The following is a 14,199-nucleotide window of genomic DNA, read 5'->3' on the forward strand; positions in this document are numbered from 1 at the left end:
GAGACACAATGGCCGGTACGGACTTTTGCAGTCCGTACCGGCCTTCGTGTGTTCGGCGACAACATACGACCGCACTAGACCCATGCGCGTAATGCGTAGTCCCAGTGCGGGTTTACTGCTCAGCGGCGGCTGCGGCGACGGAAGTTGAACGAGCGCGCCCCGGTGCCGACACCGGCCAGATGCAGGGCCACGAGTAGCAGTCCGATGGTGGTGAGGGTGCCTGCGGTGATGGAATCACCGAGGGTGGTCGTGGTCAGATCGAGCAGCAACGCGAGTGCGAATGCTACGGCGGCGGCAATGGCCAACATGTAGAACCTCCTGATAGTGACCAGGATGTACCCCAAGCTCACGGGCGCAACCATATGACTTTTGTCATCGGGAAGCCGTGGATAACTCATCGGCTTTCGGTGACTGCGCTTACTACTGATGCCGGCCGCGGTCCGTGATCGTAGAAGCCATGAACAGCACTCATTTTCCGGACCGCGCACAGCAGGCGCGACCGACCGGCGATGTCATCGACGCCCGCGGACTACGCCGCACCTACGGCCACGGCAAGACCGCGTTCGAGGCGGTGAAAGGCGTTGACCTCCAAGTCTTCGAGGGCGAAGTCTTCGCGCTGCTCGGCACCAACGGGGCGGGCAAGACCTCGACCCTGGACATGCTGGAGGGTCTCGCCGCGCCCTCGGCCGGTGTCGTCGAGGTGTTCGGCCTCGACCCGCGCCGGGACCGCGCCCAGGTTCGCGCGCAGGTCGGCATCATGTTGCAGGCCGGTGGGTTGCCTGCCGAGCTGACCGTCCGCGAAACCCTGGAGATGTGGCGCGGGACGTGCAGCGACCCGACGACCGCCGATACGGTCCTCGCCCAGGTGGATCTGGTCGATCGCGCCGACGTCCGGGTCGGTTCGCTCTCCGGCGGCGAGCAGCGCCGCGTCGACCTGGCTTGTGCCCTGCTCGGCCAGCCCCGCCTGCTCTTTCTGGACGAGCCGACGACCGGGCTCGACCCGGAGAGCCGACGCGCGACCTGGCAGTTGCTCGCAGGCCTCAAGGCGTCCGGCGTGACCATGGTCCTCACCACGCACTACCTGGACGAGGCCGAGGCACTGGCGGACCAGATCACGATCATGCACAAGGGCGCGGTCGCGCGGGCCGGCACATTGCGCGAGATCGTCGACGGCCACCCGGCGCGAATCGTCTTCGATCACCCGGGACTGCCATTGCCGCAGCTGCGGTCCGCGCAGGTGGACGCGCAGGCCCGGGTCACGGTCAGCACCCACGACCTGCAAGGTCACCTGTTCGAACTGCTCGGCTGGGCCCGCGAGCACGGACTGCAACTCGGCGGGCTCGAAGCGCGCGCCGCCTCGCTGGAGGCGGTCTTCCTCGACATCGCCAACGAACCGGTCGCGCCGTCCGCGTCCGCCCCCGAACTGATCGGAGCAGCCCGATGACCACCCTCGCCGCACCCACCACCGCTTTCCGCCGCCGCCCGCTGGTCGCGCTCGCGAAGGCCGAGTACTTGCAGTTCCGGCGCAACAAGACGCTGGTCTGGATGGCGACCCTCTTCCCGATCGGCATCCCGCTCGCCACGTACTTCATCGCCACCAAAGATCACGCACCGACGACGGCCACGACGGCGATCGCGTTCGAGATGTTCACCCTGCTCGCTTTGCTTTTCGTGCAGTACTACTCGGTGCTGTCGATGGTCACCACGCGCCGCAGCGAAGGCGTGCTGAAGCGGCTGCGCACCGGTGAGGCCGCCGACTGGCAGATCCTGACCGCGCCGGCGGTTCCCGGCGTGGTGATGACCGCCTTCGGCACGGTCGTCGTCGGCGCGGTCATCTATGGCACCGGCGCACCCGCGCCGGTCAACCCGCTGGCGATCGTGCTCGCACTGCTGGGTGGAGTTGCCCTGTTCTCCCTGCTCGCGCTCGCGACCAGTGCGGTGACGAAAAACGCCGAGGCCGCGCAGATGACCTCGCTGCCCATCATGGTGGTCGCGATGGTCGGCCTCGGATCCATCCGCACGATCCTGCCCGACCGGCTGGCCGCGCTGGCCGACTGGACACCGTTCGCGGCCATCTCCGACCTGGCCTCGCTCGGCGCTTCCGGCAAGACGTCCACCGCCGCAGCATCCGACGTGGCCCTCGATTTCGCGGGCACCTTCGCCGAACTCGGCCGCCCGTTTGCCACACTGGCGATATGGACCGTCCTGGCGCTCGCGCTGACCCGCAAGAGCTTCCGCTGGGACGATCGCGGTTGAGCCGCTTGACCTCCTGGTGGGACGCGTTGTCAGGGCCGGACAAGTTCCGGCTCTACACGCGCGTCACCATCCAGATCGCGGTGCTCTCGGCGATCGCGGGGATGTCGGTCAGTGCGCGCGGACCGTGGCTGACCGTCGGGGTCGTGCTGGCCGGTGTCGCGTCCGTTGTCGCGCTGGAAGTGCAACCCGACTTCGCCGGGTCGTCGGAAGCGCAGTGGCGTCGGTGGGCGCTACCGGTCGCGGGCGTGGCGTTCGTGGGGGTGTGGCTGGTCTTCGCCGTGGTCGCCAGGCTGGCCGGCAGCGAGTCGATCGTCAAGGAAGCCAGTGTCGCCAGCCTCTTCGCGGCGGTGCTCGGCATGATGTCCGTGGTCGCGTTCATGCGGCACAAATGGTGGATAGTCCTCGGCGTCAGCGTGGCCACCGGACTGCTTATCGGTTCGTCACCGCTGATGGGACTGGTTCTGGCCGCGGTGACCCTCGCCGCCGGATGTTTCGTCGTCGCAACGACATTGCTGACTGCGTGGGGTGTGCGGGTCGTCGACGAGCTGGACCGGGCGAAGGGGGTCGAGGCCGAATTGCAAGTGGCGGAAGAGCGTTTGCGCTTCGCCCGGGATCTGCACGACATCGTCGGTCGCGGGTTTTCCGCGATCGCGGTGAAAAGCGAACTCGCCGCGGTGCTTTCGCGATCCGGTCAGAGTGACCGTGCGGCGGTCGAGATGGATGAGGTCAAGGCGCTCGCGGTCGAGTCGATGGGGCAGATGCGAAAACTGGTGCGTGGCTACCGGGGTATCGATCTGATGGGGGAGGTGCGCGGCGCACGCTCGTTGCTGTCGGCGGTGGGCTGCCGGCTCGACGTCGAGGGCGACGCGGCCAAGGTGCCGGCGCGATTCCACGAGGTCGCCGCGTGGGTCGTGCGCGAGGGCACCACGAACATTGTCGAGCACTCGTCGGCCACCTCGGCGGTGCTCACGCTCGGCGACGCGGGAATGTCGCTGCGCAACGACCGTCCGCATGGCACACCAGGCGAGCGATCCGGCCTGCGCGGCCTCGGCGAGCGGCTCGCGGCCATCGGCGCGACCCTCGAGACAACCGCGACACCCGAGCAGTTCACCCTCGAAATTCATTGGGAGAATAAATGATTCCCGTGTTCCTCGCCGACGATGAGTCGCTCATCCGGGCGGCGTTGGCGACCATGCTCGATCTGGAAGCCGACCTCGAGGTGATCGATCACGTCGGCTCCGGCGAGGAACTCGTCGCCGCGTGGCGGCGCCGCAGCGAGGCCGGCGAGCCGGTCGCGGTGGCGGTCATCGATTTGCAGATGCCCGGCATCGACGGCATCGAGACCGCCGTCGAACTACAGCGGCTCACGCCGGGCGCGGGCACGTTGATCGTCACCAGCCACGGCCGACCCGGCTATCTCAAACGGGCCCTGGCCGCCGGCGTGCGCGGCTTCCTGCCGAAGACGACCTCCGCGGCGACACTGGCCGAGGTGATCCGCACCGTGCACCGCGGCGGCCGATACGTCGACCCGGAACTGGCCGCGGAAGCCATCAGCGCGGGCGACACCGTGCTCACCGCCCGCGAGGCCGACGTCCTCGAATACGCCATCGACGGCGCGTCCGTCGAGGACATCGCCCGCCGCGCCCACCTTTCCCCCGGCACCACCCGCAACTACCTGTCCTCGGCCATGGCCAAACTCGGCGTCGCCAACCGCTACGAGGCCGCCCTCAAAGCGCGGGAGAAGGGCTGGATCTAGCGATCCGCGTGATCATCCCGGCCTCGATGTCGGGACTGGTTCTGCTCGGCGCGGGTGATGGCTTCGGTCAGTTGCTTGCGGGCGCGGGCGGGGACGTACCCGCCGTCGGAGTAGTTCGCCACGAACGTCCCGACGAACTGGACCGGGTCCTCGCCGACGATCGCGCGGATCGGTGTTCCGTCCGCGGCGGCTTGTTCGAACAGGTCGGCGAGGTCGTCGAATCGTGAGGCGTCGTGCTCGCCGTCGACCGGGACGAAGTGCATCATGTGCTGCTCGATCGCTTCGACCGCCGCACGGTAGTTCGGCGGGAGTTGGCGCACGCGCGTCTTGTACTGGCGCCAGCGTCGCTTGGGGCCGACCAGCTTGGCGATCAAGCCACTGTTCGCGGTGTCGGACATGGTCATCGGTCTCCTTCGTGGAGCTGTTCGAGCGGTTCCGGGAGGAAGCTCCTTGCCCTCCAGTGCCTTTCGCGGCGGCGCTGCTAGCTACTCGGCGTCACTGACTACTAGTAGATAGTAACGATGAGTACCGGTACTTAGCAATGGTGAATAGTTGAGGGACTGCGCCGTCCGGGTGAATCGGGCAGGATTGCCGGGTGATCATCGGACTGTGCGGGGCCGAGTTTTCCGAGGTTCGCCGTCATCTACGGGCGGCGTTGCCGGAGGCGGAGTTGGTCGAGTTGGTGGTGGGCGCGCGGGATGTGCCTGCCGTGGATGTGCTGATTCCGTTGGGGGCCGGCGTCGGTGCGGAGTTGATGGCGGCAGCTCGGCCTCGGTTGATTCAGCAGTTCGGGGTGGGGTTGCAGGGGTAGACCTTGCCGCTGCCCGGGATCTCGGTATTCCGGTCGCGTTTGTACCTGCCGCCGATACCGGGAACGCGGTGGCGGTTGCGGAGATCGCGATGCTGCATCTGTTGATGTTGTTGCGGCGGTTCGGCGAAACGCAGGTGAATGTCGCCGAGCGCCGCGTCGGAAGTCCGAGTGGGAGCATGTTGGCCGGTAAGGCGGTGACGGTGCTCGGCACGGGTTCGATCGGTACTGCGTTGCTGGCTCGGCTTTCCGCGTTCGATGTAGTCACGACGGCGGTCGGGCGGCGAGGTTATCGGGACTATCCGGCGCTGGACGGACTGGTGCCTGCCGAGCGGTACTACTCGATCGATGAGTTCCGGAAAGCCTTGGCGGGCACCGAAGTTCTGGTCGTTTGTTGTCCGCTGACCGAGCGCACGCGCGGTCTGGTCGGTGCGGACGAGTTCGCGGCGATGCCGCAGGGTGGGTGGCTCATCAATGTCGGTCGCGGGCCGATCGTGGAGTATCAGTCACTGCTGGACGCCCTGCGGTCCGGTCGTCTGGCCGGTGCGGGGCTGGACGTCACGTGGGAAGAACCCATCGATCCCGCCGACCCGCTGCTGAACGAGAACGTGTGCGTCACACCGCATATCGGTGGCGTCACCGAAGAGTCCTACGCCGCGATGGCCGCCACTTTCGCCGCGAATGCGCGTAAAGCTGTGGCGGGGGAACCGCTTTCGCATCTTGCCGAGTGAATTCACAGCCGCGTCAGGCCGGAGAAGTCGCGTCGGGTGACATGGTTGCGGTCGGTGCAGCTGCCGAGCGAGTGATCGGGGTGCAGGCCGAGGTATTGGCGGCGGGTGCGGGTGCTCCAGCTGCGGGCGGCGTCGGAGCGGGTCTTGTAGAAGTTCGCCGTGTACCCGCCCTCGTAGATGCGTAGCAGCATGTACCCGCCCGGATACTCCTTGACCGCCGCGACCTCGAGGAATTCGACATCGATGCCGATGTTGGGGCGGCTGCGGCGATTTCGGTGTGTGTGCCCGCTGTGGTGCAGGAAGACGCCCGGTGCGTTGCGGTAGAGCGTGTGTAGTGCGGCGGCGTTCGACGGGTCGAGGACGAAGCCCGGTCCGCCCGGATTGCTCACTGCCGCATGCGATGTCACCGGGTGATGGCCGAATATCAAAGTCGGCTGGTGAGGGCTCGCCGATAGGATCTCGCGCAGCTGATCGCGTTGTGGCGCAACGATAGTGCCGCCGGATCCGGTCAGCCGGGTGGTGTCGAGTCCGATCAGGCGTAGCCCGCCGAGGTGGTATTCGACCAATCGCTGACGGCTGTGGAACACCGCGCCCCAGTGGTCACGGGTCTCGCCGCGGAGTTGTTCCGGCTTGTCGTGGTTGCCGCGGCAGACGAAGTAGTCCCGGCCCAGCGTGCCCCAGGAGTCCAATCGTGCACGCACAGCGAGTGATTGGTCGCGCGTGCCGCTGTCGGTGAGGTCACCGGCGATGATGAGGTGATCGGCGGCGCGGTCCGGGCTGCGCACATCCTCGAGCAGGGCGTCGAGCATGATCTCCGGGTACAGCGCGGTGTCGTGGCGGAATCCCGTCGGTAGCCCACTGACGACCAGTCCGCTGGTGTGCTCGCCGTAGTGCACGTCGTTGGCGAGCGCGACGGTGCGCAGCAATCGGCCCGGTGGGGGTGTCGCGGTGGTGAATGTGCCGGTGGATTCCGGGGTTCCGGATCGGCGGGTCACCAGGGTGCGGGCGGGGACGGCGCGGCGGCCGTTCGAGTACGCCTCGAACCGGTACGCGCGGCCCGGCTCCAGTCCGGTGATTTCCGCGTAATGGTATGCGGTGGAACGAGAGTCGAGGTGATGGGTGCGCGCCGGACCTATGCTGTCGGCCGGTGCGATGCGGACCTCGGTATCCGCGGGGACCGGGCGCCAGCGTCCGGCGCGATCGCGGGCCCGGGTCGTCCAGGTCAGGATCGCGGACCGGTCGGTCACGGTGACCAGTTCGAGGTCCGAGACGGTCATCGAATCGCGTTGTGTCCGAACCGAATCGGTACGTATCAGCGTGAACCGCGGCGTCGGATAGAACGGTGTCCGCACCGTTACGGCCGCCGCGCCTACCGCTATGTTCGCCAGCCAGGCAGTTCTGAGTCGTGGATCGAGCATGGGATCTCCGTCCGCCACTACTCGTCGAACGTTACGGTCGGCAGTTGAACGTGTCGTGTGCTGGCGTCGTCGCTGAAATGTCGTTATTGCGACGAAGGCGGTTGCCGCTGGACCAGCGGCAGATACACCTCGTCCACGATGCCGACGATCACCTCGTCCTCGACCGGAGCGTCGAACAGCAGGAAATGATTGCGCAACAGGTCGGGCGCGACCGTGGCCCGGCGGGAGTCCAGGATGGCGCGATCCACCTCGCCGCGTTCGACGGCCCGCTCCAGGATCGTGTGGATCGTCGCGGGCCCGGCCGTGTGCACGTGTTCGCGGATGAGGCGGCCGAGCTCGGGATCGCGGGTCATCTCGGCGAGCAGGCCGCGCATGATGCCGCCGTACGGCGTGGCCATCTTCGTGGCCATCTGGCGCAGCAGGGCGATCACGTCGGTGCGGAGTTCGCCGGTGTCGGGGATCTCGGCATCGGAGCTGCCGCCCAGTTTGCACGCGTCCACCACCAGTTCGGCGCGGCCGGCCCAGCGGCGGTAGAGGACGGTCTTGCTGGTGCGCGCTCGGACGGCGACCCGGTCCATGGTGAGCGCGGGGTAACCCACCTCGGCGAGCTCTGCCAGTGTCGCGGTGAGGATGGCGTGCTCCAATTCCTCACCGCGCCTGCGGGTGCCCTTGCGGTAATCGGTTGCCGGGTCGACGGATTGCTGGACTTTCACTGGCGGCCTGGCTCCTGAAAAACGTTGCGTTGCTTGGGAAGACACTCTAATCTAAAAATAGAGTACTAAGAGTATCTTACGATCTCGAGGGGACCGATGACCGACACTGTTGCGACACCCCGAACCGACAACGCTCCCGCCTTTCCGAGCGACCGCACCTGCCCTTACCGACTGCCCGAGCACTACACGCAGCTGCGCGACGAAGAGGCCTCACTGCGAAAAGTGACGCTCTTCGACGGAGCCCAGGCCTGGGTGGTCACCAAACATGAGACCGCCCGCGCCCTGCTCGCCGATCCGCGCTTGTCGTCGGATCGCGCGCACGCGAATTTTCCCGCCCTATCGCCGCGCTTCCGCGTTTTCAAGGAGAGCAAACCGGCGTTCATCAGCCTCGATCCGCCGGAACACGGGGCGCAGCGGCGCATGCTGATCAGCGAGTTCACGCTGAAACGAATCAAGGGCATGCGCGCCGACATCGAGCGGATCGTGCACGGCTTCATCGACGACATGCTCGCCGCGGGGCCGCCCGCCGATCTGGTCAGCCAGTTCGCGCTGCCCGTGCCGTCGATGGTGATCTGCCGGCTGCTCGGTGTGCCGTACGAGGATCACGACGAATTCCAGGACGCCAGCCGGCGCCTGGTGCAGTCGACCACCGCGGAAGGCGCGATCACCGCGCGCAACGACCTCGGCGTCTACCTGGACGGACTGATCACCCGATCGCAGGCCGAACCCGGCCCCGGACTGCTGTCCAGCCTGGTCGCGGATCAATTGGCGCACGGCGAGATCGACCGCGAGGAACTCGTCGCCTCCGCGATCCTGCTGCTCGTCGCGGGACACGAGACCACCGCATCGATGACCTCGCTGTCGGTGATCACCCTGCTCGAACATCCGGACCAGCACGCCGCCCTGCTCGCCGACCCCACCCTCATTTCGAGTGCGGTAGAAGAACTTCTGCGTTACCTGGCCATCGCCGACATCGCCGGTGGGCGCTTCGCGACGGCCGACATCGAGATCGACGGTCAGGTGATCAAGGCCGGCGAAGGCGTGCTCGTCTCCAATTCCATTGCCAACCGCGACGGTTCGGTCTTCGCCGAGCCCGACACGTTCGATGTGCACCGCTCCGCCCGCCACCACATCGCCTTCGGCTACGGCGTCCACCAGTGCCTCGGCCAAAACCTGGCCCGCCTGGAACTGGAGATAATCCTCGGTGCCCTCTTCGAGCGCATCCCAACCCTGCGCCTAGCCGTCCCCACCGACCAGCTGACCCTGCGCCCCGGCAGCACCATCCAAGGCGTGAACGAACTCCCGGTCACCTGGTAACCGACCACGAAAGGAGCCCGCACATGCGAGTAACCGCCGACCGAACCGTCTGCATAGGCGCCGGCCTCTGCGCCCTCACCGCCCCCACCACCTTCGACCAAGACGACAACGACGGCCTCGTCAAAGTCCTCACCCCCACCCCCGACCCCGCCACCGCAGCCCAAGTCCGCGAAGCAGCCGACATCTGCCCCTCCGGCGCCGTCACCTTCACCGAGTAACCACTGGTCGGGCCGCGTCGTCAGGCGAACCGCCGACGGCGCGGCCGACTATTTCCGCCCGACTTCGGGTGCGGTTGTGACCCACACCAGGTGGGCCGTGGGTTGATCGGTCAGGTGTCCCAAGGTATTCGGGAAGTCTGGTTCGGGCTGGTGCGGGCGGGTTAGCGTCGGCGCACATCAGGGACTGCACGGAGTGGCGGAGGTGCCGCGTGAGCGATCGCATGGTCCGTGGCGCGGTGGTGGTGACGGCCGTGCGATGTGCGATAGCGGGGTTGGCCGGTGTGCTGCTGGCCGGCACCGCGCAGGCCGAACCGGTTACGCCGGAGTGGATTTCGGCTCCGGATGGCTCACGTGTGGTGAGTTTCGCCGAAGGTCGGGCGGGAATCGATCTGACTATCTACTCCGCGTTGATGGGTAGAGCGGTCGTTCTGAAAGTGCTTCGTGCTCCTGATGATTCGACGCCTGCGCCGACGCTGTATCTGCTCAACGGGTCGGACGGTGGTGCGGACAAGAACTGGGCCGATGCGACCGATGTCGTGGAGTTCTTCGCGGACAAGCAGGTCAACGTCGTTATTCCGTTCGGGGGAGGGGGTAGTTACTTCACCGATTGGCGCGCCGACGACCCGGCGCTCGGTACGCAGCGGTGGGCCACCTTCCTCACCCGTGAGCTGCCGCCGATCATCGATGCCACGTTGAAGACGACCGGCGCCAACGCCATTGCGGGGATCTCGATGTCGGGGACCGCAGTCTTTCAGCTGGCCCTGACCGCGCCCGGTGTGTATCGCGCGATCGGTTCGTACAGCGGCTGTGTGCGGACCAGTGACCCGCGCGGTCAGGCCGTGGTCAACGCCGTTGTCACCAGTCAGCAGGGCAATACGGTGAACATGTGGGGTCCGCCGGGGGATCCGGCTTGGGCGGCCAACGATCCGTACCTGCATGCCGAGAAGTTGCGTGGGACAGCAATATACGTCGCGAGCGGCAACGGCAGGCCCGGCCCGCTCGATACTGTCGACGGGGTCCATGGCGATCTGGTGCAGCTGGCCTACCAGTACATGTTCGGTGCCCCGCTCGAGGCGATCGCGAACGTGTGCACGCAACAGCTGCGGGACCGATTGCGGGAGTTGGATATTCCAGCGACGGTCGACCTGCGGACAACCGGCACGCATTCCTGGGGGTACTGGCAGCAGGACCTGCACAACTCCTGGCCGATCTTCAGCGCGGCATTGAATCGGTGAATGTGCCTGAGAACCGAGACTATTGGGAGAACACAGATGTCGGATAGTGCTCTCGGCACCCACCTGCCCGGCGCGCCCGCGGACGGTGGCATCGATGCGTGGCTCGCGTTCGCCGGCTGCCTCATCGCCGTATTCATGCAGATGATCGACGTGACCATCGTGAACACCGCGCTGCCGGACCTCACCGCGGACCTGGCCGCCTCGCCGTCGCAGCAGCTGCTCGTGGTCTCCGGCTACTCGCTTGCCTTCGCTTGCACCCTGCTCACCGCCGCCCGGATCGGCGCTATCTTCGGTCGCCGCATCGTATTCCTGGTCTCGGTGGTCGCCTTCACCGCGATCTCGGTGTGGTGTGGCATATCCACCAGCGCAATGGAGTTGGTGATCGCGCGAATCTTCCAGGGAGCCGCGGGCGCCGGAATGGCGGCGCAGACCATCGCCATCCTCATCGCGAGCTTTCCGCCGAGCCGTCATCAGCAGGTGTTCGCTCTGTACGGCGCGACGGCGGGCTTCGCGGGGATGCTCGGCCCGATCGTCGGCGGCGCGCTGGTCACTGCCGATATCGCCGGGCTCGGTTGGCATTCGGTGTTCCTGATGAACCTGCCGATCGGCCTGCTCGCCTTCGCGCTCGGTTTCCGTTATCTGCGTCTCGGCCAACCGAAGGAACGAGACCGGCTCGACCTCGGTGGCGTCGCGCTGTCCACCGTCAGCCTGTTCGCCCTACTCGCCGCGCTCGCCGATATTCAGCAGAACGGTTGGCGGCCAGGTCCTTTCGGAGTGATCGCCGCGGCGCTCGCGGTAGGCGCGGTGTTCATCGGCTACGAACGCAGGCTCACCCGGCGCGGTGGCAGTCCATTGATGCGCCTGGATCTGTTCGCCAACCGCGGTTTCGCCCTCGGCTCCGGGCTGGTGGCGAGCTTCTTCGGCCTGTTCACCGCGTTCGTCTTCACCGTATCCATCACCTTGCAGGACGAACTGCACTTCTCCGCGCTACGCACCGGCATCGCGATGACGCCGTTCGCCCTCGGCGCGGGTGCGGGCGCGCTCGCCTCACCGTTCCTGGTAAAGCGCTGGGGGGTAAAGGTACTAGCGGCGGGCATCGCCGTATACGGCGGCTGCGTCGCGATCGGCGCGGGTTACCTGCACCTGACGAACGGGAACGTGAACCTCGCACTGGCCCTCGGACCGGTCTTCATCGCGGGTTTGGGCGTCGGCCTGTTCGGCGTGCAACTCCAGCCCTTGATGCTCGCAGGTCTGCGCGAACGTCAGATGGCCGAAGCGTCCGGCCAATTGCCCACCATCGAACAGATCGGCAACGCGGTCGGCCTCGCCCTGTTGAGCGTGGTGTTCTTCCGCGCCCACACCCTGGGCGGCAGCGTGATCATGTTGTCCGCCATCGCAATCGGCGCGATGGCCATGGCCGTGCCGACCCTCGCCCTGCCGGACCCCGTCAAGCGGTTCACGTGATCAAATGCGGACCGCCGAGCGCGGACGACAGCGGCGCTTCGCCGGCCTGCGGTCCGATGAGCAACTGCTTGAGGATCTTTCCGGTCTCCCCGCGCGGCAGCGTCGCGAGAAAGGTGACGTCGCGCGGCACCGAGAAGCGGCTCAACCGATGCCGGATATAGGACCGGATCATGTCCGAATCCAGCCCCGACCCTTCGCGTTTCACCACGAACGCGGCCAGCCGCTGACCGAATTCCTGATCCGGCACGCCGACCACCGCCACCTCGCTGACCTGCGGCAGGTGCGCGAGCGCCTCTTCGACCGGACGCGGGAAGACGTTCTCGCCGCCGGAGATGATCATCTCGTCGTCCCGGCCTGCGATGAACAACCGCCCCGCGACATCGAGATAGCCGAGGTCACCGGTGTCGAGCATGCCGTCGGCCTCGGTCGGCGGCGCGGAGTTCACGTAACCGTCGAACAGCATGTGGTTGCCGACGAAGATGTGCCCGGTGACGCCCACCGGCACCGGTCGCTGATCCGGGCCGAGCACCGCGATCCTGGTGCCCAGCGGCGGCTTGCCCGCGGTGGTCGGCGCGGTCCGCAGATCGTCCGGGGTGGCGATGGTGGCCCAGGAGACCTCGGTGGAACCGTAGACGTTGTAGAGGATGTCGCCGTAGGCGTCCATGAAGTCCAGCACCGTCGCCCCGGCCAGCGGCGCACCGCAGCTGACCACGGCGCGCAGGCTCGACGTGTCGTAGCGGGCCCGCACCGCCGCGGGCAGATCGAGGATGCGGTTCACCATGGTCGGCACGACGATCATGCTGGCGACCCGGTGTTCGGCCACCAGCCGCAGACACTCCTCGGCATCGAACCGCTCCGGCAGCACCACCGTCGCGCGCAACGGCGTGCTGATCTGCAATCCGGCCAGGCCCCAGGTGTGGAACAGCGGGGCGGGGATGAGCATGGGCTCCGCGATCGGCAACGGAATCCGCGACAGCAGCGCCGCGATGGTGCCGAAACCCTTGGGCTGCGGACGGCGCGCGCCTTTCGGTGTGCCGCTGGTGCCAGAGGTCAACACGATCAACCTGCCCGCCCGGGTAGGCAGCCGAAATCGCTCCTCGCCCTTGGCGATCAGGTCATCGATGGTGATCCGGCCCGGCGCGACGGAGCGGCCGTCGGTATTGAAGCGCGGCAGGTCCGAGTGCAGATAGTGCACGAGCTGTTCGAGGTCGCCGTCGACGAACAGCGCGGCGAGCCGGTGCCGCTGCACGATGTCCTCGATCTGCCGGCCGGACAACCCCACGTTCAACAGCGCCACATCGACGCCGAGTTTGCCTGCGGCGACCATGCATTCGACCATTCCGGCGTGATTGCGCGCGAGCAGTCCTATGGTGTCGCCGAAGCCGAGCTCGAGCTGCGCCATCGCGCCGGCCAGTGCGCTTGTGCGCGTGTGCATCTCGGCGAAGGTGCGGGTGCCGTAGTCGTCGATGACGGCGATCTGGTCCGGTGTGTGCGCCGCCGCGGTAGCGTATCCGCCGGCCAGGTTGAAGCCCCATTTCGCCAGGGAGCGAGCCTGTTTGACGCCGGTGGCGAAGTTCGCCGTCCGGCCGACGCCGACGGTGACCATCTGCTTGGCCACGCTGACCTGCCGCCGCACCGGGGAATTCTCCGCGTTGATCACGGTCGAGGTCCGTGCGCCGCGAATGACGTCGACCGCGCGCTTGAGCCCGTTGTTGACCCACGCCACCACGGCGGCGTTGGACCCCTCGGCGATGGCCGGATGCAACCGGCCCGGCGCGAACACCGTGATGGTGACCTTGGTGCGCTCCTCGTCACCGCGCAGCCGGACCGAGACGAAGCTACCCGTTCCGGGGCACTGCAATTCGAAGCTCTCGTACCAGCGCCACACCGTCAGCAGCAGCTGATGCGTGCGAATACCGGAGGCGGCGGTGCCGATGCGCACCTGCGCGATCCGGCTGTCCGGGCGGGCTTCGACCAGCTCACAGGCGCCGATTCCGGCGAACAGCCGCGGGTAGGTCTGCGGTTCGAGGAGCAGATCCCACAGCGCTTTACGGGCGACTCCGAAGTCCGCCCCCACATCGATGATGTCGGTAACCAACTCATGCACTTCTCGTCGGCCGGTTCGAACAGTTCGGGGGCCGGCGGGTGCCCCTCGACCACGGGTCACCCGGCTGGCAGCACCAGCGCCGGCGACCTGCAATCGATCTCAGTATGCGGTGCGACGGCGCAGTTGCTCACCATTTACTCCTACATTGTGCGCTGCCCAAGCGAGGGGGCACCCGC

Annotated in this window: 15 protein-coding genes; 10 read left to right on the top strand and 5 right to left on the bottom strand. The window is 67.0% G+C overall.

Features of this window, described 5'->3' with window-relative positions:
- Nucleotides 1-119: 119 nt before the first annotated feature.
- Nucleotides 120-308, bottom strand: a complete 189-nt coding sequence (locus tag AB0M22_RS26705) for a hypothetical protein (protein WP_364732225.1) — start codon at nucleotides 306-308, stop codon at nucleotides 120-122.
- Between the two features lie 149 nt (nucleotides 309-457).
- Here AB0M22_RS26705 and AB0M22_RS26710 point away from each other — a divergent pair, with 149 nt between their 5' ends.
- From AB0M22_RS26710 to AB0M22_RS26725, 4 genes are read left to right on the top strand one after another with little or no spacing between them, the layout of a single operon-like run.
- Nucleotides 458-1,444: an ABC transporter ATP-binding protein gene (locus AB0M22_RS26710; protein WP_364732228.1), complete on the top strand. Its 987-nt coding sequence runs from the start codon at nucleotides 458-460 to the stop codon at nucleotides 1,442-1,444.
- Nucleotides 1,441-2,256 carry an ABC transporter permease gene (locus tag AB0M22_RS26715; protein WP_364732231.1) on the top strand — a complete coding sequence of 272 codons (816 nt, stop codon included), beginning with the start codon at nucleotides 1,441-1,443 and terminating at the stop codon, nucleotides 2,254-2,256. Before AB0M22_RS26710 ends, AB0M22_RS26715 begins: the two co-directional genes overlap by 4 nt.
- Nucleotides 2,253-3,395 carry a histidine kinase gene (locus AB0M22_RS26720; protein WP_364732233.1) on the top strand — a complete coding sequence of 381 codons (1,143 nt, stop codon included), beginning with the start codon at nucleotides 2,253-2,255 and terminating at the stop codon, nucleotides 3,393-3,395. Before AB0M22_RS26715 ends, AB0M22_RS26720 begins: the two co-directional genes overlap by 4 nt.
- Nucleotides 3,392-4,012, top strand: coding sequence for a response regulator transcription factor (locus AB0M22_RS26725; RefSeq protein WP_364732236.1), 621 nt, complete (start codon nucleotides 3,392-3,394; stop codon nucleotides 4,010-4,012). Before AB0M22_RS26720 ends, AB0M22_RS26725 begins: the two co-directional genes overlap by 4 nt.
- Here the strand turns inward: AB0M22_RS26725 and AB0M22_RS26730 are convergent.
- The gene (locus AB0M22_RS26730; RefSeq protein WP_364732238.1) at nucleotides 4,009-4,416 is read right to left on the bottom strand and encodes a DUF1048 domain-containing protein; all 408 of its coding nucleotides are present in this window, start codon (nucleotides 4,414-4,416) and stop codon (nucleotides 4,009-4,011) included. The two genes, AB0M22_RS26725 and AB0M22_RS26730, sit on opposite strands and share 4 nt — an antisense overlap.
- A gap of 191 nt (nucleotides 4,417-4,607) precedes the next feature.
- On the opposite strand from AB0M22_RS26730, the gene AB0M22_RS26735 reads away from it, so the two are divergent.
- The gene (locus AB0M22_RS26735) at nucleotides 4,608-4,823 is read left to right on the top strand and encodes a hypothetical protein (protein WP_364734072.1); all 216 of its coding nucleotides are present in this window, start codon (nucleotides 4,608-4,610) and stop codon (nucleotides 4,821-4,823) included.
- Between the two features lie 26 nt (nucleotides 4,824-4,849).
- Nucleotides 4,850-5,551 (top strand): NAD(P)-dependent oxidoreductase, encoded by a 702-nt coding sequence (locus tag AB0M22_RS26740; RefSeq protein ID WP_364733984.1) that lies wholly within the window; start codon nucleotides 4,850-4,852, stop codon nucleotides 5,549-5,551.
- 2 nt (nucleotides 5,552-5,553) lie between these two features.
- Here AB0M22_RS26740 and AB0M22_RS26745 read toward each other — a convergent pair whose 3' ends face one another.
- Together AB0M22_RS26745 and AB0M22_RS26750 are read right to left on the bottom strand one after the other, a co-directional pair.
- A complete protein-coding gene (locus AB0M22_RS26745; RefSeq protein WP_364732240.1) occupies nucleotides 5,554-6,828 on the bottom strand; it encodes a metallophosphoesterase in 1,275 nt (424 codons plus the stop codon).
- A 224-nt stretch (nucleotides 6,829-7,052) separates the two neighbouring features.
- Nucleotides 7,053-7,682 carry a TetR/AcrR family transcriptional regulator gene (locus AB0M22_RS26750; RefSeq protein WP_364732243.1) on the bottom strand — a complete coding sequence of 210 codons (630 nt, stop codon included), beginning with the start codon at nucleotides 7,680-7,682 and terminating at the stop codon, nucleotides 7,053-7,055.
- Nucleotides 7,683-7,778: 96 nt separating this feature from the next.
- On the opposite strand from AB0M22_RS26750, the gene AB0M22_RS26755 reads away from it, so the two are divergent.
- The 4 genes from AB0M22_RS26755 to AB0M22_RS26770 all read left to right on the top strand — a co-directional run bounded on the left by AB0M22_RS26755 (nucleotide 7,779) and on the right by AB0M22_RS26770 (nucleotide 11,916).
- The gene (locus AB0M22_RS26755) at nucleotides 7,779-8,999 is read left to right on the top strand and encodes a cytochrome P450 (RefSeq protein WP_364732246.1); all 1,221 of its coding nucleotides are present in this window, start codon (nucleotides 7,779-7,781) and stop codon (nucleotides 8,997-8,999) included.
- 23 nt (nucleotides 9,000-9,022) lie between these two features.
- Entirely contained in the window at nucleotides 9,023-9,217 is a 195-nt protein-coding gene (locus AB0M22_RS26760) for a ferredoxin (RefSeq protein WP_364732249.1), read from the top strand.
- 209 nt (nucleotides 9,218-9,426) lie between these two features.
- Nucleotides 9,427-10,452 carry an alpha/beta hydrolase family protein gene (locus AB0M22_RS26765; RefSeq protein WP_364732252.1) on the top strand — a complete coding sequence of 342 codons (1,026 nt, stop codon included), beginning with the start codon at nucleotides 9,427-9,429 and terminating at the stop codon, nucleotides 10,450-10,452.
- Between the two features lie 36 nt (nucleotides 10,453-10,488).
- Complete coding sequence (locus AB0M22_RS26770) at nucleotides 10,489-11,916, top strand: MFS transporter (protein WP_364732255.1); 1,428 nt, start codon at nucleotides 10,489-10,491, stop codon at nucleotides 11,914-11,916.
- Here AB0M22_RS26770 and AB0M22_RS26775 read toward each other — a convergent pair.
- Nucleotides 11,909-14,014, bottom strand: a complete 2,106-nt coding sequence (locus AB0M22_RS26775) for an AMP-binding protein (RefSeq protein WP_364733987.1) — start codon at nucleotides 14,012-14,014, stop codon at nucleotides 11,909-11,911. The two genes, AB0M22_RS26770 and AB0M22_RS26775, sit on opposite strands and share 8 nt — an antisense overlap.
- Nucleotides 14,015-14,199 lie beyond the last annotated feature (185 nt).

This window comes from Nocardia sp. NPDC051756, from assembly GCF_040681495.1.
In the GTDB taxonomy this organism is placed as follows: Bacteria; Actinomycetota; Actinomycetes; order Mycobacteriales; family Mycobacteriaceae; genus Nocardia.